This is a genomic window from Candidatus Bodocaedibacter vickermanii, from assembly GCF_014896945.1.
Lineage (GTDB): Bacteria > Pseudomonadota > Alphaproteobacteria > UBA6184 > UBA6184 > Bodonicaedibacter > Bodonicaedibacter vickermanii.
Genome location: NZ_CP054719.1, coordinates 1,069,904 through 1,096,868, shown reverse-complemented (window position 1 = coordinate 1,096,868; position 26,965 = coordinate 1,069,904). Strand labels below are relative to the sequence as shown.

21 protein-coding genes and 1 tRNA gene are annotated in these 26,965 nt (G+C 41.5%); 6 read left to right on the top strand and 16 right to left on the bottom strand.

Going from position 1 to position 26,965, the window contains the following annotated elements:
* Positions 1–1,413 precede the first annotated feature (1,413 nt).
* The 9 genes from CPBP_RS05020 to CPBP_RS04980 form a co-directional block, all read right to left on the bottom strand.
* On the bottom strand, positions 1,414–3,636 hold the full coding sequence (locus CPBP_RS05020; protein ID WP_350331773.1) for an ATP-dependent helicase: 2,223 nt from the start codon (positions 3,634–3,636) through the stop codon (positions 1,414–1,416).
* 453 nt (positions 3,637–4,089) lie between these two features.
* The gene (locus tag CPBP_RS05015; RefSeq protein WP_350331772.1) at positions 4,090–6,366 is read right to left on the bottom strand and encodes a beta strand repeat-containing protein; all 2,277 of its coding nucleotides are present in this window, start codon (positions 6,364–6,366) and stop codon (positions 4,090–4,092) included.
* 248 nt (positions 6,367–6,614) lie between these two features.
* A complete protein-coding gene (locus CPBP_RS05010; protein WP_350331771.1) occupies positions 6,615–6,941 on the bottom strand; it encodes a HigA family addiction module antitoxin in 327 nt (108 codons plus the stop codon).
* 113 nt (positions 6,942–7,054) lie between these two features.
* On the bottom strand, positions 7,055–8,236 hold the full coding sequence (locus CPBP_RS05005; RefSeq protein ID WP_350331770.1) for a ribonuclease D: 1,182 nt from the start codon (positions 8,234–8,236) through the stop codon (positions 7,055–7,057).
* A complete protein-coding gene (gene cysS, locus CPBP_RS05000) occupies positions 8,218–9,609 on the bottom strand; it encodes a cysteine--tRNA ligase (protein WP_350331769.1) in 1,392 nt (463 codons plus the stop codon). The genes CPBP_RS05005 and cysS overlap by 19 nt, the downstream gene beginning before the upstream one ends.
* A gap of 6 nt (positions 9,610–9,615) precedes the next feature.
* Positions 9,616–10,971 carry a glutamate--tRNA ligase gene (gene gltX / locus CPBP_RS04995; protein ID WP_350331768.1) on the bottom strand — a complete coding sequence of 452 codons (1,356 nt, stop codon included), beginning with the start codon at positions 10,969–10,971 and terminating at the stop codon, positions 9,616–9,618.
* Positions 10,972–11,257: 286 nt separating this feature from the next.
* The gene (locus CPBP_RS04990; RefSeq protein ID WP_350331767.1) at positions 11,258–12,058 is read right to left on the bottom strand and encodes a flagellin; all 801 of its coding nucleotides are present in this window, start codon (positions 12,056–12,058) and stop codon (positions 11,258–11,260) included.
* A gap of 197 nt (positions 12,059–12,255) precedes the next feature.
* Positions 12,256–12,331, bottom strand: a tRNA-Gln gene (locus tag CPBP_RS04985).
* 68 nt (positions 12,332–12,399) lie between these two features.
* The gene (locus tag CPBP_RS04980) at positions 12,400–13,599 is read right to left on the bottom strand and encodes an aspartate kinase (protein WP_350331766.1); all 1,200 of its coding nucleotides are present in this window, start codon (positions 13,597–13,599) and stop codon (positions 12,400–12,402) included.
* On the opposite strand from CPBP_RS04980, the gene ubiG reads away from it, so the two are divergent.
* From ubiG to CPBP_RS04955, 5 genes are all read left to right on the top strand, one after another.
* Positions 13,598–14,314, top strand: a complete 717-nt coding sequence (gene ubiG / locus CPBP_RS04975) for a bifunctional 2-polyprenyl-6-hydroxyphenol methylase/3-demethylubiquinol 3-O-methyltransferase UbiG (RefSeq protein WP_350331765.1) — start codon at positions 13,598–13,600, stop codon at positions 14,312–14,314. The two genes, CPBP_RS04980 and ubiG, sit on opposite strands and share 2 nt — an antisense overlap.
* 325 nt (positions 14,315–14,639) lie before the next feature.
* Positions 14,640–14,966, top strand: a complete 327-nt coding sequence (gene trxA, locus CPBP_RS04970; protein WP_350331764.1) for a thioredoxin — start codon at positions 14,640–14,642, stop codon at positions 14,964–14,966.
* Positions 14,967–14,973: 7 nt separating this feature from the next.
* Positions 14,974–15,366, top strand: a complete 393-nt coding sequence (apaG, locus tag CPBP_RS04965) for a Co2+/Mg2+ efflux protein ApaG (protein ID WP_350331763.1) — start codon at positions 14,974–14,976, stop codon at positions 15,364–15,366.
* Positions 15,367–15,431: 65 nt separating this feature from the next.
* Positions 15,432–16,817 carry a TrkH family potassium uptake protein gene (locus CPBP_RS04960; RefSeq protein ID WP_350331762.1) on the top strand — a complete coding sequence of 462 codons (1,386 nt, stop codon included), beginning with the start codon at positions 15,432–15,434 and terminating at the stop codon, positions 16,815–16,817.
* Between the two features lies 1 nt (position 16,818).
* Positions 16,819–17,439 carry a COQ9 family protein gene (locus CPBP_RS04955; RefSeq protein ID WP_350331761.1) on the top strand — a complete coding sequence of 207 codons (621 nt, stop codon included), beginning with the start codon at positions 16,819–16,821 and terminating at the stop codon, positions 17,437–17,439.
* Positions 17,440–18,792: 1,353 nt separating this feature from the next.
* Here CPBP_RS04955 and tnpA read toward each other — a convergent pair.
* From tnpA to tssB, 4 genes are all read right to left on the bottom strand, one after another.
* Positions 18,793–19,230: an IS200/IS605 family transposase gene (gene tnpA / locus CPBP_RS04950; RefSeq protein WP_350331760.1), complete on the bottom strand. Its 438-nt coding sequence runs from the start codon at positions 19,228–19,230 to the stop codon at positions 18,793–18,795.
* Positions 19,231–19,402: 172 nt separating this feature from the next.
* Positions 19,403–19,927: a hypothetical protein gene (locus CPBP_RS04945; RefSeq protein ID WP_350331759.1), complete on the bottom strand. Its 525-nt coding sequence runs from the start codon at positions 19,925–19,927 to the stop codon at positions 19,403–19,405.
* A 22-nt stretch (positions 19,928–19,949) separates the two neighbouring features.
* Positions 19,950–21,404, bottom strand: coding sequence for a type VI secretion system contractile sheath large subunit (tssC, locus tag CPBP_RS04940; RefSeq protein ID WP_350331758.1), 1,455 nt, complete (start codon positions 21,402–21,404; stop codon positions 19,950–19,952).
* Positions 21,405–21,425: 21 nt separating this feature from the next.
* Complete coding sequence (gene tssB, locus CPBP_RS04935) at positions 21,426–21,938, bottom strand: type VI secretion system contractile sheath small subunit (protein ID WP_350331757.1); 513 nt, start codon at positions 21,936–21,938, stop codon at positions 21,426–21,428.
* Positions 21,939–22,116: 178 nt separating this feature from the next.
* Here tssB and CPBP_RS04930 point away from each other — a divergent pair, with 178 nt between their 5' ends.
* On the top strand, positions 22,117–22,632 hold the full coding sequence (locus CPBP_RS04930) for a RipA family octameric membrane protein (RefSeq protein ID WP_350331756.1): 516 nt from the start codon (positions 22,117–22,119) through the stop codon (positions 22,630–22,632).
* A 34-nt stretch (positions 22,633–22,666) separates the two neighbouring features.
* Here CPBP_RS04930 and traT read toward each other — a convergent pair whose 3' ends face one another.
* From traT to clpX, 3 genes are read right to left on the bottom strand one after another with little or no spacing between them, the layout of a single operon-like run.
* Entirely contained in the window at positions 22,667–23,185 is a 519-nt protein-coding gene (gene traT, locus CPBP_RS04925; RefSeq protein ID WP_350331755.1) for a complement resistance protein TraT, read from the bottom strand.
* Between the two features lie 14 nt (positions 23,186–23,199).
* Entirely contained in the window at positions 23,200–25,611 is a 2,412-nt protein-coding gene (gene lon / locus CPBP_RS04920) for an endopeptidase La (RefSeq protein WP_350331754.1), read from the bottom strand.
* Between the two features lie 16 nt (positions 25,612–25,627).
* Positions 25,628–26,905: an ATP-dependent Clp protease ATP-binding subunit ClpX gene (gene clpX, locus CPBP_RS04915; RefSeq protein WP_350331753.1), complete on the bottom strand. Its 1,278-nt coding sequence runs from the start codon at positions 26,903–26,905 to the stop codon at positions 25,628–25,630.
* Positions 26,906–26,965 lie beyond the last annotated feature (60 nt).

Here is a 26,965-nt window from a genome sequence, read left to right as displayed (position 1 = left end):
CCCAGGGATACCATCCCCGTTCAAACTAGAACATAGGTCACGCAGCGCTGCGCTAATGTATATTCAGAATCGTCATTACGTATCAGATGCACTCACCGAAGTGAGATCTGAGTTTACTATAATCCGTCCATCTTCAAACTATCAGACAAATGTTAACAAAAGATTGACGGAATTCACTTTTTTGGCAGCCTGACGCTGCCAACCTGCGGTTGAATCCATTAGCTTAGATCTGATCTGACACGGATTACAAAAACAACCCAATCTCTCAGAAATATATTGACAATTCAAACTCACTGTGTATACTAATAACTAGAATTGCGAAAAGGCTACCCAAAAACCTGGGTAGCCTTTTTTCGTTCTACGTCTTTGAACCACTCAAAGACATGCCGAACTGAATCCCCAGTACAGGCGCTCAAACTACCCGATCAGTAGACACAGCCCTGTAAACAACCCCTAGAGCCGACGGGCTCGTAAAACACCGACTTTGTATATTATACTAAAGTCCGCCTTTCCCCATTCGTGTAAGAAATGGGGTTCTTTCTGCACGTGCGGGTTACTGGGGATTCACTCGGTTTTAAACAACGCCAGCGTGACGCTGGCAACGTGACGTTGCATCCGATAGTTAGATCGGGTGTGATTGGACACGGATTTTATATAACTTAACTCTGAAAGCTACAAACACAGCACTTTCAAACAAAACAAAGGAACGAAAACACTACTAAACTCAAAAACATCTCAAAATCATTTTTCACCCTTACCCCTCCTGCGCACAACTGTTGAAAGTGATTAGAAAAAGAATATTTTTGACAACAAATCAATAGAACAGGGAAAATCATTGATAAACCGATTAATTGTGTCAATCATACAGATATGTATGAATTAAGTAATAGATATGCGACTATTTTACACAATATGAAGTTTTTTATAACATTCATAGCTTGGTGTTTAAGTGGGTGATTTTAATATCGTTAAACACTTCTTCTAATCACTTTCAACAGTTGTGCCCTCCTGCGCCGAAGGTGGATCAAAACAACCTAACGGATGCAACGTCACGCTGCCCTGCGCCGAAGGTAGGTTCAACCCCCCCTCATCCCACAACTGTTGAAAGTGATTAGAAAAAGAATATTTTTGACAACAAATCAATAGAACAGGGAAAATCATTGATAAACCGATTAATTGTGTCAATCATACAGATATGTATGAATTAAGTAATAGATATGCGACTATTTTACACAATATGAAGTTTTTTATAACATTCATAGCTTGGTGTTTAAGTGGGTGATTTTAATATCGTTAAACACCTCTTCTGATCACTTTCAACAGTTGTGCCCCTCATCCTCCCGCATTGTATTTTATTACACTTCTCAAATCACATCGGATCTAACCTATTGAGTGCAGCCTCAGGTTGCCAATTTAGACTTCAGTTAAAAAACTCACCAATACTTTTTTCAGCCCGAACTCTTCGAAATTAACATCGGCTTTGTCGCCTTCTAAGCGTACAACTTTGCCCATACCAAACTTTTTATGGTACACCAGACGAGTACTTGCTTTGGGTACATTAGAAGAATCCTGATTAAACTCAAAGTCTGAAAACGTTGACTTTTGCTGCACGTATCGTTGGGGCTGCCTGTTCCTATTGTCATAATCTCTACCAGGTCTTCTCCCCTTTTGCATAGGTTGATTGCGCCCCATTCGGTTGTGCCAAACCACATGTTCCGATGGCAATTCTGATAAGAACCGAGAGGGTAAATTATGTTGCATCTGATTGTAAATACGACGCATGGTTGCATAGGTAATGACTGCTTTTTCTTTAGCGCGAGTAATCCCTACATAGGCTAGGCGACGCTCTTCTTCTAAACCATCTGCGCCTGAATCTTCCAAAGCACGCTGATGGGGAAACAACCCCTCTTCCCATCCGGGCAAGAATACTGTACCAAACTCTAATCCTTTAGCACTGTGTAATGTCATGATTGTAATCTGGGGGCCCGAATCTTTCTGGGTTACTTCCATTACTAAGGATACGTGTTCTAAGAATCCGTCAAGGGTCGAAAATTCTTCAAGGGCAACAACTAATTCTTTTAAGTTTTCTAACCGAGTTGGCGCATCTGGTGTTGTTTCATTGCGCCAATACGCAGTATATCCAGATTCATCCAATATAATCTTTGCTAACTCTGAAGGTGGCATTTCTTGAGACATCAACTGCCACCTACGCACATCTTCTACAAACCCCCGCAATACGGTCGTTGTTTGAGGGCGAAATTCATCAGTTTCAATTAACTGAGCCGTCGCATCAAACATGCTAATTCCCTGATCACGGGCAACGCTGTGCATGATGTTCAGCGTGCTTTCACCAATCCCACGACGGGGCATGTTTACAATACGTTCGTAGGCAAGGCTATCGCTGGTTTGGTGGACTAACCGCAGATATGCTAAGGCATCGCGAATTTCTTGTCGCTCATAAAATCGCATTCCGCCCACAACGCGATAGGGCAAACCACACACCATGAGTCGTTCTTCAAACTCACGGGTTTGATGGCTGGCACGCACTAATATTGCGGTTTCATTTAAGGGGTAACCACTTTTATACAGACGTTCCAACGCATTGACAGTAACAATGGCTTCTTCTTCGGAATCATAGACACAATGGATATCGACTTTTTCGCCACCATCAAGGTCTGTCCACAACTCTTTGCCTAATCGCCCTTTGTTGTGCGCAATAAGCCCAGCGGCGGCTCCCAAAATATGGGTGGTGGATCGATAGTTTTGTTCCAGGCGAACAACTTTTGCGCCTTGGAAATCATGTTCAAATCGCAATATGTTATCAACTTCTGCACCACGCCATCCATAGATGGATTGGTCATCATCGCCAACACAACATACTTGCGCGCCACCTTGAGCCATCAATCGCAGCCACAAGTATTGCGCAACGTTAGTATCTTGATACTCATCAATTAAGATGAATTTAAACTGTTGGTGATATCGGCTTAATACATCCGGAAACAACTGAAACAAGGAAACACAATGCAGCAACAAATCACCGAAATCAGCGGCGTTTAATATTTTTAATCGCTCTTGATACGTCAAATACGTATCGACAATCCAACCTGATACAAATCGATTGGTTTTTGGATCTCTGTACTTACGAACATCCGTTGTTAGTGGCGATACAGCTCTATCTTTCAATAAGTTGATCACTTGCATTGCAATTTTAGGCGGGTGCCGTTTTTCGTCAAGTCCAGCTGCTTTAATAACTTGCTTGATTAATCGCAACTGATCATCAGGATCCAACACGGTGAAATTGGGCTGCAAGCCAATGGCCTCTGCATGATTCCGAATAATTCTTAAACCAATAGAATGAAACGTTCCCAACCACATAGCATGGGCGCCTGCAACAAATTTTAAGACTCTGTCGCGCATTTCACTGGCGGCCTTATTGGTGAATGTGACGGCTAAAATTTCATGGGGAGCAGCCCGATATGTTTGGATAATGTGTCCAATTCGAGTTGTTAAAACTTTTGTTTTTCCTGTTCCCGCCCCAGCAAGAATCAATAAAGGACCACCAAAATAATCAACGGCTTCCCGTTGTTTGGGGTTTAAAAGCTCTAATACTCCGTCTGCAAATTCGTTATGATCCATAGGGCGCAGTTTACGGGATTCTCTACCAAAAGGCTAGAAAGAAGTAACACTTGCTATAAAAATTAAGAGCTTCACCAACTTAAGTTGGCGTGAAACAACACAATCCACACTGAGCTTAACACTAAGACCAAAACGATTACGGCGCCCTTTGCTCCACAAGTTCTTCTATTAAATGCAACGGCACGTTACCAGGAGCAAACCTGCGCCTTGTGCTCACTTTGTGCGTGATTAACCATCAGAACGTTGGGATCACTTCTGCGATTGCGACATAAAATCCTCGACCACATCGGACCTGCTGCATGGGTACAGCGTCATGCTGTATCACAAGCTGGATCAGTTGCTGGCCTATACGCAATCCACGATGGATAACCCTGGTTTTATTTGTCGTACAAATAAATAAACACCCACAAATGTGGGTGTTTATTTTGTTCGTTATTAACTCGGGTTGCTTAGTTATTTTAACTTAGCAGTACCTCCAGTAACAACGTTACCAGTATAGCTTGCTGGCAATTTCGCAGCCAATGTACCAGCACCATTTACAGTAACGTTACCATTACCCGTAACTTTCTTTACTGTTAATGTTTTTCCGTCAGCAACTACAAACGTAACTCCAGCAGCTGAAATAACCAACTCATCCATTGTTACGTTTTCATTGATTGTAATTACTGGTGTAGCCCCTGCCAACAATGTGTATTTTGCAATAGATGTTGGCGCATTGAATGTGTGAACAGCTGAACCACCTGCATTGATATTGCTTTTGAATATCATTGTACCAGCGCCACTTACAGTAATAGCTTCATCAGCAACGCTGTGCTGACTTAACGTTGTAACTGTCATTTTCTTTCCCGCACCAGGAATAAACGTAGCAGCAAAGGCATTTGGCAATTCATATTCTGTAATAACGACATCGCTACCTGTTGTGCCACCAGTAACTTTTGCATTTGTACCCGCAGATACCATTCTTGCTACAGTTCCACCATTTGTAAATGTTACGTTATTTTGATGACCGGTAAACACAGATGCTGGAGCTTTTGCAAATACCACTGGTTGTGACCCAAGCACTACAGCACCCGTAAACGCAGAAGCATCACCAAATGAGGGAATACCCGCTGTAATAGGGCTCAGGTTGATAGATCCAGCTCCGCTTATAGCACCTGGCAAGATGATTTGAGATGATGCACCCGTTGTTAGATCGCCTTTTAAGTTTACAGATCCCGCAATGGACAACACTTCAGCTGCACCAACTGCAAGATCGCCTTCAAAGACTACGCCACCCACAACCGTTAGTCCACCATTTGCAGTAACGTCTCCTGCGAATTTTATATCTCCGTCAACGCTTAAGGCCCCCGTTGCAACAACATTTCCGTCAAACATTGCATTTCCTTCAACAGTTAATGCACCGCCGGCGGTAACAAGTCCGTTAAATATCGCATTTCCGTCAACAGTTACTGGCGCAGTCGCGTTAGTCGTTAGAGTTCCTGAAAATTCTGCATCCCCCGCAACACTCATTGCAGCTGTCGCGTTAGCTGTAACGTTTCCAGAAAACGCAGCATTTCCACCAACACTTACCGTGCTGTTTGCTGTAAGAGCTGCTGAAAATGTTGCGTCCCCAGTAACGGCTATAGCACCAGAAGAAGTAACGACTCCTGTAAATACTGCATTTCTAGCAACTGCTAAGTTAGCACCTGTAACAGAACCAAATGTTCCAGAGAATGTTGCATCCCTGCCAACTGTGATATCAGCGTTAGCATGAGCAGCAGACACAGCTCCTGCAAATGTTGCATCTCCAGCCGTAACAGTTACCGCAGCGTTTGCAGTAAGGGCATTAAACGATGCATTTCCAGCCGTAACTACTAATGGAGCAAGGGCAGCAACCGTTGTTAGTCCAGCCGCTGAAAGATTTCCAGCCGTAACAGTCACACCAGCACCAGCCGTTGTGAATGCAGCACCCAAAACCATGTTTCCGTGAACAGTAGTGATTCCATCGGTACCAGCACCCGGTACAGAAGTAAAGGCTTTAGTTGTTGCAAAACTTCCTGTAACAACAAGAGCACGTGCAGCTGTTGTCATTCCTGTTAGGTTCAATGTCAAATCTCCGGCAACATCTCCATTAACTGTAAGGTTCGTGTTTGCCGCAGTTAATGTTCCCGCACCCAACAACCCACCACAGGCAGTCCATGTAACAGGTGTTAAACTTCTGCCTTCTTTAATGTCAATCGGGCCACCAAATCCAGCAAGAACACCCGTTAATGCAAGCGAGTTAAGCACATAAATTGTGGTACCTACCATGGCTGACATATCTGGCAACGTCGTCGCACTTGTTAAATAAATCCCTACACCAGTAGCTGCAGCGTTGATTGGATTGCTAACAACAGCGCTTGATAAATCAAATATACCTACCGGAGAACCTTTCATTAAATATAGAGAGGCGTTGCTGTTTAGGATTAGTGGATCAGCATAAGTCAATGATGTGGTAACGTCTGGCGATAAAAATAGCACTAAAGACCCACCAGCGCCAACTGTCATACCACCACCGGCACCCACATAAGCAACTGTCACACCACCTTCGGCTGTGTATGTAGCAAAAGAGTTTGCTGTTACAGAAATGTCTGCTGCTTTTTGGTCAACGCCAGCAGCATCATGTAGCGTTGCTGCCCAACTTTGCGATCCAACCATCAATGTCGCCACAGCAGCTGTGGTCTTTAATAACATTTTTAATTTATTCGTCATTTCTTATTCCTTTTTGTTGTATTACTTCTATATGTTACTCCTTCAATGGTTAAAAAATTGCTAATTTGTAAAGTTTTTTTCTAAAATATTTTTGATATAAAAATGCTGGTAATAAACACTGAGGCTTTCAGAGACTTTGGAGGGAATTTTATTACGGAATTAATAATCAACACCGCTTGGTTTAAGAAACCAAAAAACTAAAAGTCATATCAGCATTTATAGTTTATGAACAGATTATTTAAGACAGACTATTGGTAGCATGCAGCAATATCACCAATAACACCAGAAAAGGGGCGAACCTCTCGCTTTAATCGCACTGCATCTTTTTGTTTGATCAGTTCTAATTCATACCGATGCTGCATCACCAACCAGACTTCTGGGGACATTTGGAAATATATAGCCAATCTAAAGGCGGTTTCAGGTGTCATACTTCGCTTTCCTCGGCATATCTCATTGATTCTGCGCAACGGAATATTCACATCTTTGGATAATACCAATTGAGTAATACCAAGGGGGATTAGAAATTTTTCTAACAATATTGCCCCAGGATGTTTTGGGGGTATATATGCTGTCATCTCAGCCTCCTGATTAACAATCTGGAAATTAAACGATTTTACATACTCAAAGGTATATATCTCTCTATCTGTCAAAGCAAATAAAAATACTTTTATGTTGACATAATGTCAAATTATGAAGTGGATTCGATGATGATATGATCATCCTGAATGCGTAAGGCGATGTTTCCACCTAGCAATTCTTGCGCCAGTTTCCAAAACATATCATATCGCCAACCTTGGGCAGTATGCACTTGACGTTCAGATGGATTATCAGCCGATAGCCACACAACCAGATCTTCTTTATCAGCAATTAGCTTTGGATTTACATCCAGTTGATCGGCAACCATTTTCAGCAATAGCTTTAGCATCTCTAAAATGTTTTGCTTGGATTTTGATAACGCAGGCAATGCTTCTGGAGCTGACAATTCATCTTCTGGAATCTCCATCACTGCTTGCACAATGGAAAATACTTCGTCGCGAAGAAGTGTATCATCCCAAGGAAAATGAGGAATTTTGCGCAACTGCTCAGGTGTGCTTGGCCTGCGGGCGATGATATCTAAAATCACTTCATCTTTTAATAGCCATGAACGTGGTGTATCAGTCTTTTGGGCTGTTGCTTCACGCCACTCTGTTAGGGCTTTTAACACCGCAAAATGTCGAGCTGTTGGGTGGCTGAGGCTTAATCTCCTCCAGGCTTCTGATGGAGGCACAATCAAAAAACCCGCAGTTTCTAAAGGAATTACTTCTTCCTTCATCCAATCCAATCGCCCTGAGTGAGCAAGCTTTTTAACCATCAATTCATACAAGGGGCGTAGATACAATACGTCGTTAACGGCATAAGATTTCTGCTCTTCTTTCAAAGGACGCTGCGTCCAATTGGTATGCCTGGATGATTTATCCAAGGAAACCTTTAATAGCTTATACACCAATGACTCAAACCCCGCAGATTCCCCGTATCCTGCAAGCATCGCAGCGATTTGAGTATCAAAAATTGAGATGGCGACGTCCCCCTGCATTAGGTGACAAAATATTTCAAGATCCTGACGCCCAGAGTGAAAAACCTTAAGTATATCTTTATTGGTAAGGATCCGAAAAAAAGGGCTTACATTCGTAATTTTTATCGCATCAATTAAAAAGACATGATTTTGCGTTGCAACTTGAATTAAACACAGTTGAGGGAAGTATGTATCTTCCCTACGAAATTCTGTATCTACAGCCAGATACGTCGTTTCCTGTTCCATAACCTGAATGGCATACTCTAAACCTTCAAGGGTATCAACATAAACTATTTCCATTAATTCGCGCGCTGCCATTCTTGCCCTGTTGGAGTATCCTTTATGATCACTCCTTTTGATCTTAAAGTGTCTCGAATATCATCTGCTGTCTTAAAATCTTTGGCTAATTTTGCAGCTTGACGCTGATCCAGATAGTCTTGAATTTCAGACTCACTGATCGCATCAATAGACAATGCACCACGAAACCATTCATTGGCTGAGACAGTTAAAAACCCCATGAATCTAGCCGTGTTTAACAATATCGTTTGCAACTGAAATTTATCCTGCGCATTAACTGCCGTATTGATAGCATGCACAAGTTCATGCAGCCTGGCAAAAGCAGCCGGTGTATTAAGATCATCTTGCAAGGCACTTAACACAACTGTATCAATGTTCTGGTAATCAATTGACAGCGGCGTCCATAGTTCATCCGACAATGTCTCTAACGCAGTGTATAAGCGATTTAATGCTGCGTGGGAATTTTGAACCAGCTCTTGCGTCCAATCTAAGGGTTGGCGGTACTGACTGCTGAGCAAACCCCAGCGCACAATCTGGCCATTCAACGTATGCATCAAATCCTGAATAATGATTACATTACCCACAGATTTCGACATCTTTTGCCCATTCACGCTAAGATGTCCATTGTGCATCCATACATTTGCCATGGGCGCATCATGACATGCTGTGCTTTGAGCGATTTCATTTTCATGATGCGGGAACACTAAATCAATCCCTCCACCGTGGATATCAAAGGTTTCACCCAAATGCTTTGAGCTCATCGCCGAACATTCAATATGCCACCCTGGGCGACCATATCCAAAGGGACTTTCCCACCCTGGAGTTGGTGCGGTTGACGGTTTCCACAACACAAAATCTTCGGCATTTTCTTTATACGGAGCAACTTCAACGCGAGCACCTGCTAAAAGTTCATCCTGATTTTTACGCGACAACTGACCATAGTCTGCGAATCTATGAACGCGATACAGCACATGCCCTTCTTTTTCATAAGCAAAACCTTTATCAACCAACGTTTGAATCATCTGGATAATTTCAGGAATATGCCCCGTAACGCGAGGCTCAACTGTTGGAGACACCGCACCTAAATACACACACGTCTCATGAAAATACTCCGTGGTTTCAGTGGTAATATCTTGAATAGAACGCCCAGTTTCTAAAGCTCGTTGATTGATCTTATCATCAACATCTGTGATGTTGCGAACATAGGTTACTTTTGGGTACACAGCCTGTAACAATCGAAATAATAGATCAAATACTACAACAGGTCGACCATTCCCAATATGGGGTGGAGCATATACTGTCGGTCCACACACGTACATTTGAATATGTGCTGGATCAATTGGAGAAAACGCTGTCTTTGTTCGAGTCCTTGTATTATAAAGTTGTACCGTCATTCTTGATTACTGAGCTCCTACTGACAAACGCTGACGAATACCGTCACGATTCATTAACGGCAAAAATTGCTTCATTTCTGGTCCATGAGGACGCCCCGTTAATGCCAGACGCAACGGCATAAATAACTCTTTACCTTTTCGACCCGTTGCTTCTTTCAACGCAGCTGTCCATGTAGACCACGTGTCTTCATTCCAACCACCATTCGGTAACAGGGATAAAGCTTGAGCAATAAAAGATTTATCCTCAACTATCGATTCTATTGTTCCATGACATACTGCCCACCAATAGGTAATTTCCGATAAATGATCAACGTTTCCTCCAACTACCTGCCAGAATTCTGCAGTGACTTCGGGTAGTATCACTTGCAGCCTAGGTGCAATTTCATCAAACGGTAGTGAATGTAAATATTTTGCGTTCATTTTATGCAAGTCTTCGACTGAAAACTTTGGTGCAGATCGACTAAATTTTGAGAAATCTAAGCCATCCGATAATTCTTTAAGTGAATGTCGCGGCTCCATAGGTTCAGACGTTCCAAGTTTTGCCAGCAAGGAATGTATTGCCATAGGTTCAATGCCCTCCTCACGCAGCGAACCAATCGATAAACTGCCGGTGCGTTTTGAAAAACCTTCACCAGAAGCATCCACAATCAGTGAGAAGTGTGCGTAATCCATATGATCTCGTTTAATACCCTCCAGCCCTTTTAGGGCTTTCAGTAATTGAATCTGAACAGCTGTATTGGTGACATGATCTTCTCCACGAATGATATGAGTCACTCCATAATCCATGTCATCCACAACCGATGGCAAGGTATATAATGGAACACCATCTTCGCGGATTAGTACGGGGTCTGATGCAAATAAGCCCTGAAAGGTCACGCGCCCGCGGATCATATCATCCCAGCTAGTTTCATCTTCAACTAACTTAAAGCGCCAATGAGGTTTCCGACCTTCGGTTTCGAATTTTGATTTTTCAACATCAGTTAATGCTAACGCCTGACGATTGTAGATAGGAGGCTTTCCTTGAGATAATTGTCGTTTGCGCAAAAAATCAAGCTCTTCCTGAGTTTCATAGCACGGGTATAAACGTCCCGCTGCTTTTAAATATTCAGCTGCCTGTACATACCGATCAAATCGATGAGACTGGTTAAATGTTACATTATACGTTAAACCCAACCACTGTAAATCTTGTTTAATAGCAGCTTCAAACCGAGATTCAGAACGTTCCAAATCGGTATCATCAATCCGCAACATAAAGCGGCCCTGATGTTTTAGCGCAAACAGATAATTTAATAACGCAGCCCGCAGATTCCCAACATGTATAAAGCCCGTGGGACTGGGCGCAAATCGAACGACGACTGACATAAGTGTCCTATTTTACCATTAAACTGATGGCAGATTAATCCCTTATGCGTAAATTGACAAGAACAAAGATTGAACTGGTCTTTTATACGAGAGAAAATCAGTTAAAGATTTATATATAGCTGACTCCTTGTAATCTGAGCATGCATCACTCGGTCACTAATGTACAGTTTGATACATGTCTTGCCTCGCTCCTACACTCAAATTAAATTAGTCTCGCTGTAAGGGGGACGACTGAAATAAAAAAACACCGAAAAAAATTCCGGTGTTTTTTCTAGAGAACGATAAATTAACGCACCAAACCAGTAACGTTAGATGCTGCTTGGTTTTCTTTAGTGATCATTGCTTGCGCCATTTGTGATTTAATGTCTGCCATTGCTAAATTAGTTGCTTCTTTAGCAAGGTCAGCTTCTGTAAATACAGATATCGCACCCTCAAGGTTTTCAATTTTTACTTGGTTTACCGAAATTGTTGATTCCAACCCGACCATGAACGAACCCGCTTTTGAACGTGCCGTAGCAAGTGTGTCTAAAGCAGTATCAATCAAAGTTTGCTGCGCCACTGCGTTAGCCTTAGACGTAATATCACCAACAATACCTAATGTAGCTGACGTCACATCATCCGTAATAAAGGTTGTTGTATCCGTCGCCCCATCTTCACCCGTTTGAATATCAAATGTGGTTACAGCATTTAATAACGCTGTGCCTGAATAGCGCGTGCGGTCTGCGATACCATCAATTGCCTTGATTACTTCTTGATACTCTGTATTCGCCAAAGCTCTGTCAGCATCACTAAATGTATCAGACGCAGCTGACACGGCCAATTCTTTCAAACGGAAACTCAACTCTTGAATCTGAGACATAGCTCCGTCTGCGATTTGTCCTAGTGCCAAACCACGATTTGCGTTAGATAGTGCTGCAGCTGTTGCTCTTGCTGTAGATTTTAATTTAGATGCTGCCGCCAAGTCCGCCGCACCTTCTGAAGCACGGTTAATTTGTTGACCACTTGCCAATCGGGCTGACGAAGCTCGTTTTGCTTCATCGTGACGTTTCGCTTGGTTCATTGCGTTGTTTTGAATTCTTACTGACATTTTTCTTATCCTTTCATAGTGTCAAATATTACACTACTACTGGTTGCAATTTTTGTGCCAACCTGTCAAAACCCTGTCAAGTCTCATGTTTTTTGAACTCTAAAAGATTGATGCTATAGGAAAAAGACGTCTAATAAGAAATTTTTGCCGCAACAGCAGGAAAAAATTACCGGATGGGCTAAAAGGGGAATTAAAAATGGCTGGGGTGGAAGGATTCGAACCCTCGGAATGGCGGGACCAAAACCCGCTGCCTTACCGCTTGGCTACACCCCAACATTATGTGTCAGACATAAACTGATTTGTTTTTACTGCATTTCGGATTGAAAATCAATCTTTTTTGCTTAAAAATTAAAAAAGATTGCATGCAAAATATTAACCGCTTGTTCCATTTGATCCATTGAAACTAATACAGAGACCCGCACATCATCTGACCAGCAACAAACAACATGAATATTCTGAGCCTTAAACTGTTGTAGAATTTGCTCAAAATATTGCGTAGATACCGCACCAACAGCGGATATCTTCGCGCAGACTTCTCTGGATACCACCAGTTTATAAGAGGCTAGCACATCTTTTATCACCTCATCATCCGCAGATTCACCACAAAACTGTAAGCTCGTGTCGTTGCGCAGCATCATATCAAAAGGGATATCTAAACCATTTAATCTATCAAGAATATCTCCGCCTGTTTCAGGATCATGTGTTTGCACTTTATATAGGACGTTATTATGTGTATGAGCAATTCCACTTATTCTTGGTTCTGCAGGTTGATTGATTAATGTGGTAAATTTATCAGAGCCAAAACTTGAAAGTATGCGCAACGGAATATTCGCCTGCATGCAGCACTCTACTGCACGAGGGTGAATTACTTTTGCACCTAATTCTGCCATATGATAAGCAACGGTATATGGCACTTCCGAAATGAATTGAGCCTTTGCAACTACGCGAGGGTCGGCTGTATACATACCATCAATATCTGTGTAGATGTCACACCGTATTGCCCTTAAAGCCGCTGCGATTGCAACAGCAGACGTATCAGAGCCCCCGCGCCCCAATGTGGTCAATCGCTGATCAGACCCCATGCCCTGAAACCCTGTAATGATAGGAACGATTCCATTTTGCAACACCTGATGTAAATAGGTGGGATCAATGTCTATAATTCTGGCTTTAGAGTGTAATTCATTGGTTCGTATAGGCACTTGCCACCCTGCCATGGGCATCGCATGAACGTCTTTTTCAGCTAGCGCTAATGCCAACATACCACAACTAACGTTTTCGCCCGTGGATACCACAAAGTCATAAGCGGGCGTTCCAACTGCGTTGTTAAACTGCTGAGCTGACTTTACTAGCTGATTTGTGGCTCCCGCCATGGCACTAGCCACGACGACGACCTGATGCCCCGCGTTGCGTTCTGCAATAATTAAATCTGCAACATGACGCATACGCTCAACGCTGCCGACAGAGGTTCCACCATATTTTTGTACAATGATCGACATAAATGCTAAAGTATGATTAAACTGATACTGACTGGACTTTACCATGAATGCGATCACAGAAACAACGAAAGAAACGCAAATTTTCTCACAACTGGCAAATAAATGGTGGGATGAAACAGGACCGTTTAAAGCCTTACACGAAATGAACCCTGTTCGTTTGCAGTATATTTTGTCACACATCCGCAAGCACTTTAAGGACACTCCGAACAATGCTGATATTAAAATATTAGACGTTGGCTGTGGTGGAGGTCTTGTTTGTGAACCACTTGCTCGTTTAGGATATACAGTCACGGGCATTGATCAATCCGCGGAAGCCATCGAAGTTGCCCGTCATCATGCCGCTGAACAAGGATTAAATGTTAATTATCACTGTAACGATATTAATGACATTCAAGAACAATACGACATCATTACCCTGCTGGAGGTATTAGAGCATGTTGCGCATCCAGAATACCTGTTAAAATCTGCAGTTGGTCGTTTAGCACCTGGAGGGGTGATTTTCTTTTCAACCTTAAACCGCACCGTGTTTTCATATGCAGCAGGAATCTTGGTGGCTGAGAATGTTTTAAAGTGGGCACCCAAGGGAACCCATCAATGGTCAAAGTTTCTGAAACCCAGCGAAATTATTATGCCCCTGCAGAATTTAGGCATAACCCCAATCGATATCGCTGGTATCAGCTGGTCGGTGTTAGCCCGCACCTGGAAACTGACATCAAAACTGAATGGCAATTATATAGGCGTGGGTCTATTAACAGTTTGACGCATTGAAAAACGCATGCCCTCAACGCTCTTTAATTTAACCTATTAAGGAGACTTCAATTGAAATACTTATTTGCAATTTTAGAACATTTCTTCACAGTGAGACCATGTTCTAAGTACAAGGCGCAGGTTTGCTCCTGGCAACGCACAGTTGCACCCAACAGAAGAAATTGTGGAGCAAAGGGCGCCGCGCATAGTGAGACCTGTAGCACTATCTCCAAGGCACAAAGACGTAGCCTATTTTCTTCTTTCAGCACCCACAACATTTTGTTTTCACCGTTGGCAAAAAATGATATGCTTCATTCATATTAATTATGAGGTTTTTTATGGCTCTGCATTCGGTTTCTGATTCAACCTTTGAAAAAGAAGTTCTAGGCTCTTCTACGCCTGTATTGGTGGATTTTTGGGCGTCTTGGTGTGGTCCTTGCCAGTATATTGCACCAAAATTAGAAGACCTTGCTAAAGATGTGGTTGGAAAAGTTAATATCGTAAAACTGGACGTAGATGACAATCCAGAAACCCCAACTATATATCAAGTGCGCGGCATTCCAACATTAATCTTATACAAAGACGGCAAAGTAATCGGGTCGATTAGCGGTGGACATCATACAAAATCTGCCCTTGCAGATTGGTTAACTGAACAACTAGCATAAGGTACTTATGTATAGCAAAACGACGCATGGTATTAAAGTTACAGCCAAGCCTGAATACCTGAAGAAAGACTCTTCTCCAGATGAAGGAAAGTTCTTGTGGTTATATACAATTACGATTGAGAACTTCAATTCACACTCTGTACAATTGCTGCGTCGAAAGTGGCTGATTACAGATGAGCAAGGCATGTCGTTTGTAATTGAGGGCGATGGCGTTATTGGCGAACAGCCCGTTATTAAGCCCGGCGAAGGTTATAAATATTTGAGTGGCACTCCACTATCCACCCCCTCTGGAATGATGATGGGCACCTATTTTCTGGTAAACGATAGCGGTGAAATGCTTGAAGTAGATATCCCCCCATTTTCTCTTGATAGCCCTTATCACACAAAAATGCTGAACTGATGTTTTCGGGGCTGTTACATATCATAGGTTATTTGCTAACACTAATCGGCGGCATGACCTTATGTATGTCAGCGATATCTTATTTTATCATTGGTGAAATCACTCAATGGATTCCATTTTTTATGTCAGCAGCACTTTCGCTGTTTATAGGAATTGGCTTTATTTTAGGCTTTAATTCTGCAGAGCTTAACAATCTGCGAACTCGCGAAATATTTCTATTAACATTCTTAGCGTGGTTGCTCACTTCAGTATTTGCTAGCCTTCCCTTTATATTTTCAAATTTAGACTTATCATTTACAGATGCTTTATTTGAAACGGCATCGGCCATTACAACCACAGGCGCCACTGTCTTAACCAACCTGGACACGTATCCTAAAACAATATTATTGTGGCGAGCCTTATTGCAATGGTTTGGCGGCATCGGGATTGTTATCATGGCCATGACTGTATTGCCTGCTTTAAAAGTTGGCGGCATGCAGTTATTTCAAAGTGAGTTTTCAGATAGATCCGATAAAATATTACCCCAAGTATCTCAACTGGCTAGAGCAATTTTGCAAATATACCTTGGCTTAACAGTCGCGTGTATCTTAATGCTGTGGTGGGTAGGCATGAGCCCCTTTGATGCTATATGTCACGGATGCGCCACCATATCGACAGGCGGGTTATCCAATTATGATACCTCAATCGCTTATTTTAAACTTCCCGCTGCCGAATGGATCATGATTATATTTATGTTAATGGGCAGCTTACCCTTAATTACATTCGTAAAGCTTATGCACAAAAAGTATGCTGCTTTGGTTGATTCTCAGATTATTACGTATTTAATCACGGTGGCTGTAGTTATTATTATAGTATGGTTGTGGATTATGGGGCATGGCTTTGCTGATACCTGGGGTACTGGACTTAGAAACGCAGCCTTTACCATTGTCAGCATTATCACAACCACAGGGTTTACAACGATAAACTATGGACTGTGGGGCAGTTTTGCTGCACAAATTATCCTGATGATCAGTATTGTCGGAGCCTGCACAGGATCAACATCAGGGGGCATTAAATTCTTTCGGTTTGAAATTTTATTTCGCATTGCGAATGCTCAAATCAAAACTCTAAGAACTCCCCATGGAATTTTCTACCCCACATATCACGGCAAGGTAATCGACAATAAAATTACATCATCCGTCATTACGTTTTTAGTTATGTGGTTGCTAACGATTGCGGTAATTATCTTGATCGGCTCAGCCTGTGGGTTAGATTCAATCACCGCCATATCAGGCGCCATAGCCACGACATCAAACGTGGGCGCCGGAATCGGAGATACCCTGGGACCAACGGGTTCATTTGCAGCATTACCGCTTGGCGTTAAGTGGACATATATAGGTGGCATGCTGTTGGGACGCTTAGAGTTTGTGACCATTTTAGCCTTAGCATCCAGATCGTTTTGGAGAAACTAGCATGCATACGTCTGAATCGATTTTGAAAAGCATACTACAAATGTCACCGTTTCCAGGTTGGAATGCAGCTGCGTTACATGCAGCCTTATCCGACTCTATTTCAAGATTAGAATTTGATTTACTGTTTCCAAATGGCACTGAAAGTTTGATTTCTGCGTATCACGCATACCTTGTGACGTTATTATCCGAATCAATATTAGAGCTCTCCATCGATCTTGGGACTACTGCAAAAATACGCTGGATGATGCATACACATTTTGAACATATACTTCGTCATTCAGAAGCAGAACGCGCCGCCCTATCTGAACTGTATCATCCGTCAATTGCTATAACCGCCCCAGCATACGTAGGTCAACTAACTGATGTGATGTGGCGTGCAGCGGGTGATGAATCCACCGATATGAATTATTACACAAAACGAATAAGCCTGGGGACAGTTTATGTTGCAACGTTAGTGTATTGGCATACATCAAGCGCACCCATTGATGGCGTAATGCAGTTTTTTGATGATCGATTAGATAATTTAAAATCCGTCACAAAGGGTGCTAAAGAATACGCCCCAAGTCCAGATAATATTATGAAAAACGTTCGCTTATTAAAGGCTGTTTTTTGGGATAAATAGTTGCAACCTGCGGTTGCACCAGGGATGATCTCTGGACCCAATAGATTAGATCCGATGCGTTGTGACACGGCAACGTGCCGTTGCATCCATCAGGTTAGATTGAGTATGATTTGGACATAGGTAATAAATGAGGGACTGTTAAAAACAGTTTGGGATGAGAGAATTTGAACCCATTTCGGGCGCAGGGCAGCGTGACGATGCACCCATTAGGTTGGTTTTGAACCCACCTTCGGTGCAGGCAACGTGCCGTTGCATCCATTGGGTTAGATTGAGTGTGATTTGAGATATGAGAGAATGAGGGACTGTTAAAAATAGTTTGGGATGAGAGATATTTTTGACCCACCTTCGGCGCAGGATCATTGAGGGTGAAAAATCAATTCGAGATGTTTTATTGAAGAGTGTGTTTTAGTTCCTTGTGTTTGTTTGAAAGCACTGTGTATGCAGCTTTCAGTGTTAAATTATATAAAATCCGTGTCAGACCAGATCGGATCTATCTTATTGGATGCAACCTCAGGTTGCAAAACCGAGTGAATCCCCAGTAACCCGCACGTGCAAAAAGAACCCCATTTCTTACACGAATGGGGAAAGGCGGACTTTAGTATACTATACAAAGTCGGTGTTTTACGAGCCCGTCGGCTCTAGGGGTTGTTTACAGGGCTGTATCTACTGATCGGGTAGGTGAGTTCCTGTACTGGAGATTCGATTCGGCACGTCTATGTATTTCAACAAAAGTTTAGATACTCTTTCTGAAAGTTTCAAAGACGTAGAACGAAAAAAGGCTACCCAGGTTTTTGGGTAGCCTTTTCGCAATTCTACTTATTAGTATACATAAAAAGTTTGGATTGTCAAGAGCAAACTGAGTTTGCATCCATTAGGTCAGATCCGATGTGATCTGACACGGATTGTAATTTTTCCAAACGTATTAACCTATTGGGCGCAGCGTTACTCTGGCAACGCTCCATTGCACTCAATTGGATTTAAAAAAATTGAAAAAATGAGGTTTTCTAACTGCTGGTCTCGCGCCCCCGATGGGGCCCTCCCATCATCAATTCTTAGAGCGTGTCCTCCCCCCGCCACCACAACGGCAACGTGCCGTTGCATCCATTAGGTTAGATTTGGAGCTTTATAATCCGTGTCAGACCACATCGAATCTAATTTATAGGGTGCAGGGATCATCCCTGCTTTCGGACAGCGCTGCTTAATATTTGTAGATTTTATTTACCGCTTTCCATCTCAAGAGCAAGCTCCCAAATTTTGCGAGAAGCGTAATAAAAAAACCCGCCAAAGCGGGTTTTAACTCAACCACTACCAGCTGAAGCTGGTAGGTTGTAATTACAGACTGGAAGTCTCTGACTACTCTAAAGAGATATTAGAAAGGTTATTTGACTGGAAAGAGTCCGTATGATTGTTGATGTAGGCATTAATGATGTCATCAGTAACATTGCCGCTCGTTGAACTAAAGAACCCTCGCCCCCAGAAGTGTCTTCCCCAATATTCTTTCTTGATATTAGGAAACTCCTGCTGAATCTTTCTTGACAATCGTCCCTTTGCTATTTTTACAAATTCACTGACCGATACGTGGGGAGATATTTCTACAAAAATATGCACATGATCTGCTGACAACACGCCATTGCAAACCTTAACACCCAGTTCATCAGCAACCTGTGCGATCACCTCACGCACTCGTAATCTTAATTCACCACTTAGAACTCGTTTACGATACTTGGTGATCCATACTAAGTGATATCTATGGTAAAATACGGTGTGGCTGGTTTTGCTATAATCTGTCATATGATACCCGTCGCGTTTCTCAAGCGCTAGCGCTTGAAGACTAAGCTAGGGTATCATATTTACTCCTTTTTTTCAATACCTCGCCTCTTTTCCTTTACCAAGGACTGAAGTCTTTTTCGCCTGGAAGGCGAAGGTTTTAACCATAAAGGGGACTATAAAAAGCGAAGTGTGCTTAGCCATTTGCAGAAGCAGTGCGATAGTTCCAACCAGCTGCATTTTTTCCTTGAGCAGAAGCATCTTGACCAAACTTCGAAAATTCTTCTTGCATAGAGTCGCATGTAATATACAACCTCAGAATATTATCTATATCTTGTCCATCACACTTAATTATTTGCATTACATCTCGACCCACAATTTTAACATTTTCACACGTAATCGTGCTAAGCACTTTGTTTGCACCTTTCGCATTTATTAATGTAATAATTTGAATGTTTTTGAAAGGATCTCCGCTTCTTAAATGTGTAGCGAATACGGGATCTTGCAAACCATGTTTTAATTCCAACATAATATTGCTTAATTGTATTTCTGCCTTTGACTCTAAAGGACCGGAAACATCTCCAGAAACTTTTCTTTTTTCACTAAAGGTATAGTTATACAAAATACCCCATGTTTTTTCGTACCCTTTAACTTCAGATCCCAGCTCAATTCCATCGAATTTTACTAGCAAATTAGGAGTTCTAGTATTATTTTCTGCCATTTTTTATTCCTATCTTTTTAAATTACGCACCCGCTGGTTTTGGCAAAGTAGCCACCAAACGGATTGATGCTGTAAACTCTTCTAATTGGAAATGCGGACGTAAGTAAATAATCGCGCGGTAAGAACCTGGCTTACCGGGAATATCTTCTACATCTACACGCGCTTCACGCAGTGGATATTGCGCTTTAATTGTTTGTGGAGCCCCATCATTTAAAAGAACATAGTTAGCAATCCAATCATTTAAATATGTTGAAACTTCATTCTTTGTCATAAAGCTGCCAATCTTGTCGCGCATGATTGATTTCACATAGTGCGCAAAACGAGACGATGCCAAAATATACGGTAAACGTGCAGAAAGATTGGCATTTGCCGTTGCATCTGCAAGATTGTATACCTTTGGTTCTTGTGATGTTTGACCACCAAAGAACGCAGCATAATCCGTACCCTTACAATGACACAACGCGATAAAGCCTAAATCAGACAATTCTTTTTCACGACGGTCTGTAATCGTAACTTCGGTTGGGCATTTTAAGAGAATGTCGCCATCCGCACTTTTAAATGTATATGCTGGCAATGCTTCAACCAAACCACCACCTTCTACACCACGAATTGCTGCAGTCCATCCATACGTCGCGAATGCATGTGTAATACGTTGAGCTAACGCATATGCCGCATTACCCCAACAGAATTTACTGTTGTCAACGCCATCAACTTTTTCAACAAAAATTAAGCCTTCTACAGGAACAGTTTCTGGTCCATAGGGTAAGCGCATTAATACGTGTGGTAATACCAACGTTACATAACGAGCATCTTCTGATTGACGGAAAGAACGCCACGCCGCCATATCTGAACTTTCAAACAGTTTAGATAGATCACGCGGTGTTGATAAGCTTTCAAACGTTTCCATGTGAAATAACTTTGGATCCGCCGCAGAAATAAAGGGTGCATGCGCAGCTGCTGCAACGCCAGATATTTTGCGAAGCAATTCTTGATCTTGAGGCGCACGGCTAAATTCGTAATCACCCATCAAGCATGAATAAGGATGTCCACCGAATGTACCATATTCTTCTTCATAGATTTTTTTGAAGAGTGAGCTTTGGTCGAACTCTAACGCTTTTTCTAAATCTTCTAACAATTCTTTCTTTGTTGCGTTCAATAAACGTAGTTTTAGACGCGCACCACATTCTGTATTTGCAACTAAGAACTGTAACCCACGCCAAGAAGCCTCCAATTTTTGGAAGTCTGGGTGATGCAGCACTTCATTCACTTGACCTGAAACAACATCGTCAATTTCTTGAATGCGCTTGTGAATAAACACGGCAGCATTAGGTAACCCTGCAGCTCCGCCTTTTTCTACTTGCGCTACAAACTCTTTCAGTAATTCAATCGCATGATCTTTTTGGCTGTCATCTAACGCCATTTTTGCGCTGATTAAGCACTGATCTACGAGTGATAAATTTTCTTGAGTATCAGCCATTTTGATTATCCTTTATATTATTTAGGCCGCTGGAGCAGCCGCAGCTAAATCTGTTTTCATCTGAGCAAGTTTATCTGGACTGGTCATTACATCTTTTAAAATGGCATGAAGCACATCATTTCCATCTAGCTTTGCAAGCAAATCTGACAATTTTACACGAGCATCACAATACCCGACCAAACCATTCATTTGTTTTGCAATTTCTAACGGACCGAAATCATCCATACTCTTAAAGTTTAAGGCCAGACTAACGGTATCGGTTTCTGCAGCACCAGGCATACGGCTTGGAACTTCGAATGCAATGCGTGGCGCAACAGACGCCATAATTTCACCAAACGTATCTGGATCTAATTCTACAAATTTTCTGTCTTTTAGTTTTGGAAGCTCACTAGTACGATTTCCTGCTAGGTCTGCCATAATTCCCATAACGAAGGGAAGTTCTTTCATTTCGACCGCATCACCAATCTCAACGTCATACGTAATATGTACGCGAGGCTTGCGAACTCGATCTAACACGTGTTGAATACTGTCCATTTCTTTATCCTTTTTACTCATCTTATGCTTTATTAAAGCGCCATAAGATTAAAAATAGGTAAATTTTTTAACGGAAATATCTTTTTTTATTCTTATTAATGAAAAAAGTAATTAAGATGAAATTGAGATTCGGCCGAAACGTTAAACACTAAACGCCGTATATTAAGGAGATTTCATTATGAGCCCATACACATCCATTATTAATCCAGACGTCAAATTAGATACTCCTCAAAACTTAGGGCTATTTTTTGATCAATATAAATTATTCATAGATACCACGGGAAGATCTGCCGATCAGCGTCGTAATCTTAATATGTTTTACCTTACGGTGAATACGTTGGTTATGTCGGCAATTGGAACGTTGGCAACCAGCGGACATATCAAAGATAAGCATTTTTTACTGTTGGGCATTTTAATATTGATTGGAATTGCATCAACATTGTCATGGATATCAGCAATCCATGTTTATAAGACGATGAACAATAAAAACCATGCAATCATTAAAGAGTTTGAGCAGGATTTTCCGGCACTAGTATATACATCATTTAACCAAGACCTGTCCAAACTTGATTCGTTCTCAGAAGGAAAAAACTTTGTAGTACAACGGGAAATAATAATCCCTTATATTTTTTTAGTTGGATATATTCTATATGCTTTATTAAAGATAATTAAGGCATATTTTTTGAATATCTAATATTTGATAAAAGGAGGGAACGCCCTCCTTAATTTTAGAACATCCTGGAAACTGCTTGGGATAATCGGTGAATTAACCGCGTCCACGCAAATTGCTCAACCTGCGGTGTAGGCGTCTTAAACAAACCGCCGCGCATATTAACGCCCACCATTAAGCGAGTTTTTATACTTTTACCGCTTAAGTTAGTAATTTCAACTTCGGCAATTCCAACGCGATCTGCAAAGGATCTGATAGAACTTTCTTCAACGACTTGACCATTCGACGTATCATCACCAAATTTTATGATAGTTACCATTAATTTATAGGTAGCAATCCCAGGATCAGCAACGACAGAATACCCTTTTGTTTTTAAGTGTTGTTCAATCGATGTCGCCAATTCAGAGGCGTGCCCCGTTACGTCTTTGATACGCAAAAACACGGAGCGACGCCCTTTTGAAACAGGTTCAACACGTATAACGTTAGAAAACTTTGTATCCACATCATACACTTGAACGTCGCCACAGCCCGTTAAAAACAACGCCGTAATTAATAGTAAATATCTTTTATTCATCATAAAAATCAACTTGGTTAATGTCGAATGACATTATCTCTTTTTTTTGATGACGACTCAACTGAAACCGTTTCACCTTGCTTTTTATCAATGACAATATCCTGTGTTACAAGGGATTTTGGTTGTTCAATTAACGCCTGCTGAATAACTTGATCGACATGGCTGACAGGAATAATTTCTAAGCCGCCCTTGATTGTATCTGGAATTTCTTCCAAATCCTTTACGTTTTCTTCTGGAATCAAAACTGTCTTTATTCCCGAACGTAAGGCTGCTAATAGTTTTTCCTTCAACCCACCGATTGGCAAAACCCGACCACGCAAGGTAACCTCACCTGTCATTGCAATATCTTTACGTACAGAAATTCCTGTAAACGCAGAAACAATTGATACACACATGGTAATACCTGCAGACGGTCCATCTTTGGGAGTTGCCCCTTCTGGAACATGTACGTGAATATCTGAATTTTCAAATCGAGCAATATCAATGCCGAATTCAGCGGCCCTGAATTTAATAAAGCTATGGGCTGCTTGCACAGATTCTTGCATGACATCACCCAGCTTACCCGTCATTGTAATTTTACCCTTACCCGGTGTCACGACAGCTTCAATCTGTAAAATCTCTCCACCCACTTCTGTCCAGGCAAGCCCTGTGGTAACACCAACTTGATCGTTTGATTCAAGTTCACCATATTTGAACTTATGAACCCCTAAAAAGTCTTTTAAATTATCAGACGTAACAACAACTTTGTCCGTCTGCTTTTCTAGAATCATTCGCACAGCTTTGCGGGCAATCTTATTCAAGTCACGTTGCAAATTTCGCACCCCGGCTTCGCGAGTGTAATAACGAACAATGTCTGTTAAGGCTGAATCTTCTAAAACAAACTCACCTTTTTTTAGACCATTGGACTCCACAGCGCGTTTAAATAAATGCTTTTGTGCGATATCAATTTTTTCAAGCTCTGTATATCCTGACAACCGTATAATTTCCATACGATCAATCAGTGGTTGAGGCATGTTTAAGGTGTTCGCTGTTGCGATAAACATCACCTTTGATAAATCAAAATCAACCTCTAAATAATGATCATTAAACGTATGGTTCTGTTCTGGATCTAAAACCTCTAATAGTGCAGAGGTTGGGTCACCTTTCCAATCAGCCCCAAGCTTATCAATTTCGTCCAGTAAGAAAACTGGATTTGATGAATTAACCTTTTTCAAACTTTGAATAATGCGACCTGGCATCGATCCAATATAAGTTCTGCGATGACCGCGAATTTCAGATTCGTCCCTGACGCCACCCAATGCAGCACGCACGAAATCACGCCCCGCTGCTTTTGCAATAGATGTAGCTAACGATGTTTTACCAACACCAGGAGGACCCACCAAACATAAGATCTGACCCTTTTGACTTTTTAAACGCGATTGCACTGCCAAATGTTCCAAGATACGCTCTTTGACTTTTCCTAAAGCCTCATGATCTTCATCCAATGCTTTTTGAGCTTTGTTCAAATCAATTTTAAGCTTTTTGGGAGCATTCCACGGTAACGACAATAACCAATCTAAATAGTTGCGAATCCCGGAAGCTTCAGAAGACATCGGGCTCATAGACTTTAATTTCTTAAGCTCATGCTCTGCTTTTTTCTTAGCCTCTGGTGATAGTTTTGCTTTGTTAATGCGCTTGGTAATTTGAGTAAACTCGTCGTCTTCCTCTTCTTCACCCAGTTCTTTATGAATCGCTTTTAACTGTTCGTTTAGATAGTATTCGCGCTGATTTTTTTCCATCTGCCCTTTAACGCGATTACGAATTTTGTCTTCAACCTGAGACAACGTAATTTCTGCTTCTAACAAAACAAACAGATGTTCTAATCGTTTTTGAACGTCAAGAATTTCTAGCACTCTTTGTTTGTCAGGCAAGCGAATTTCTAAATATGTCGTTATGGTGTCTGCTAATTGCGCTGCGTTTTCAATCGTATCTAATGTTGCCAGTATTTCAGGCGTGATTTTTTCATTAAACTGAGCATAATTATGAAACGATGCCAAAACAGAGCGTTTGAGCGCTTCTAGTTCTGTTGTATTTTCCAATACTTGCAGCAAAGGAATACCTTCACCCACATAACCAGCGTCGTCAATAAACATGTTCGTAATTTTGAATCGTTCACCACCTTCGACCAATACCTTAACGGTACCATCGGGCAATTTTAGCATTTGCAATACAGTCGCTAAAATACCGGTAGTGTAGATATCTGAAAATTTTGGAGATATCGTTTCCGAATCTTTTTGTGTCACCAAAATAATTTGGCGTTGATTTTCAAGAGCCTTTTCAATCGCTTTAACAGAGTGATCCCGCCCCACAAACAATGGGATGATCACCTTTGGGAAAACAACAACATCTCTTAAAGGCAATAAAGGCAGTCGCATAATTTCCTGTGCCATGGCAATCTCCTTCGCACTAAGTTACTGGCTGTCCTTTTTTCTTATTTTTTGAATCCGCATATATCAAGTATGGAAGTGCTTGATTTTCGATTACTTCTTTGTTTACCACAACTTCGTTAACATTTTCATAATCTGGTAAATCATACATCGTTTCCAACAATGATTCTTCCAAAATAGATCTTAATCCACGAGCGCCCGTTTTACGTTCAAGGGCTTTTTTAGCAACAGCTTGCAGCGCACCTTCATCAAAGGTTAGCTTAACGTCTTCCATTTGGAACAAGGCTTGATATTGCTTTGAAATCGCATTTTTCGGTTCAGTTAGAATTTTAATCAAGGCCTCTTTATCTAAATCGCTTAACGTTGCAATAACGGGCAACCGTCCAACAAACTCTGGAATAAGACCAAATTTAATTAAATCTTCGGGTTCTAACTTTTCAAACAACTCACCAATGTTTCGTTCATCTGGGCTTTTGACTTTTGCACCAAATCCAATGGACGATTCTTTTCCACGGTTGCTAATAATCTTATCTAAACCTTCGAATGCCCCACCACAAATAAACAAAATATTAGACGTGTCTACCTGTAAGAATTCTTGCTGTGGATGCTTGCGCCCCCCTTGCGGTGGAACAGAAGCAACAGTACCTTCGATAATTTTTAACAAGGCTTGCTGCACGCCTTCACCCGAAACGTCCCGAGTGATTGATGGGTTTTCTGACTTACGGCTTATTTTATCGATTTCATCAATATATACAATTCCACGTTGAGCGCGTTCAACATCATAGTCGGCTGCCTGAAGAAGCTTTACGATAATATTTTCAACGTCTTCACCAACATAACCTGCTTCGGTTAGCGTCGTCGCATCGGCCATTGTAAACGGAACATCAAGAATGCGTGCCAACGTTTGAGCCATCAATGTTTTACCAGACCCAGTCGGTCCAATTAACAGGATGTTTGATTTTGATAACTCGATATCAGCATGAACGCCTTTATCCATTTGCGCAATACGTTTGTAGTGATTGTATACAGCAACAGCCATTACGCGTTTTGCTCGTTCTTGTCCAACGACATAATCATCTAAAATACGTTTGATTTCTGACGGAGTTAAGTCTTCATTCTTTTTGGAAAATAATTTCGATGAAAATTCTTCCCGAATAATGTTAGTGCATAAATCGACACATTCATCACAAATGAATACATTTGGTCCCGCAATAAGTTTTTTTACTTCGCGTTGCCCCTTACCGCAAAATGAACAATGCAGATCGTTTTTTGTTTCGGGTTTGCTTGATTTTACCATATTAATTCCAGAATAAATTTTGCTTTATAACTATTACTAAGCACATAATCGCTCAAATTA

Bases quoted from the DNA above. Each gene is read 5' to 3' on its own strand.
- CPBP_RS04980 (WP_350331766.1), bottom strand. From the start codon at position 13,599: ATGGTAAAGTCCAGTCAGTATCAGTTTAATCATACTTTAGCATTTATG.
- apaG (WP_350331763.1), top strand. From the start codon at position 14,974: ATGTATAGCAAAACGACGCATGGTATTAAAGTTACAGCCAAGCCTGAA.
- gltX (WP_350331768.1), bottom strand. From the start codon at position 10,971: ATGTCAGTCGTCGTTCGATTTGCGCCCAGTCCCACGGGCTTTATACAT.
- CPBP_RS04930 (WP_350331756.1), top strand. From the start codon at position 22,117: ATGAGCCCATACACATCCATTATTAATCCAGACGTCAAATTAGATACT.
- lon (WP_350331754.1), bottom strand. From the start codon at position 25,611: ATGGCACAGGAAATTATGCGACTGCCTTTATTGCCTTTAAGAGATGTT.
- CPBP_RS05015 (WP_350331772.1), bottom strand. From the start codon at position 6,366: ATGACGAATAAATTAAAAATGTTATTAAAGACCACAGCTGCTGTGGCG.
- CPBP_RS04990 (WP_350331767.1), bottom strand. From the start codon at position 12,058: ATGTCAGTAAGAATTCAAAACAACGCAATGAACCAAGCGAAACGTCAC.
- CPBP_RS05010 (WP_350331771.1), bottom strand. From the start codon at position 6,941: ATGACAGCATATATACCCCCAAAACATCCTGGGGCAATATTGTTAGAA.
- CPBP_RS05005 (WP_350331770.1), bottom strand. From the start codon at position 8,236: ATGGCAGCGCGCGAATTAATGGAAATAGTTTATGTTGATACCCTTGAA.
- tnpA (WP_350331760.1), bottom strand. From the start codon at position 19,230: ATGACAGATTATAGCAAAACCAGCCACACCGTATTTTACCATAGATAT.
- trxA (WP_350331764.1), top strand. From the start codon at position 14,640: ATGGCTCTGCATTCGGTTTCTGATTCAACCTTTGAAAAAGAAGTTCTA.
- CPBP_RS04960 (WP_350331762.1), top strand. From the start codon at position 15,432: ATGTCAGCGATATCTTATTTTATCATTGGTGAAATCACTCAATGGATT.
- clpX (WP_350331753.1), bottom strand. From the start codon at position 26,905: ATGGTAAAATCAAGCAAACCCGAAACAAAAAACGATCTGCATTGTTCA.
- ubiG (WP_350331765.1), top strand. From the start codon at position 13,598: ATGAATGCGATCACAGAAACAACGAAAGAAACGCAAATTTTCTCACAA.
- tssB (WP_350331757.1), bottom strand. From the start codon at position 21,938: ATGGACAGTATTCAACACGTGTTAGATCGAGTTCGCAAGCCTCGCGTA.
- cysS (WP_350331769.1), bottom strand. From the start codon at position 9,609: ATGACGGTACAACTTTATAATACAAGGACTCGAACAAAGACAGCGTTT.
- traT (WP_350331755.1), bottom strand. From the start codon at position 23,185: ATGATGAATAAAAGATATTTACTATTAATTACGGCGTTGTTTTTAACG.
- CPBP_RS05020 (WP_350331773.1), bottom strand. From the start codon at position 3,636: ATGGATCATAACGAATTTGCAGACGGAGTATTAGAGCTTTTAAACCCC.
- CPBP_RS04955 (WP_350331761.1), top strand. From the start codon at position 16,819: ATGCATACGTCTGAATCGATTTTGAAAAGCATACTACAAATGTCACCG.
- CPBP_RS04945 (WP_350331759.1), bottom strand. From the start codon at position 19,927: ATGGCAGAAAATAATACTAGAACTCCTAATTTGCTAGTAAAATTCGAT.
- tssC (WP_350331758.1), bottom strand. From the start codon at position 21,404: ATGGCTGATACTCAAGAAAATTTATCACTCGTAGATCAGTGCTTAATC.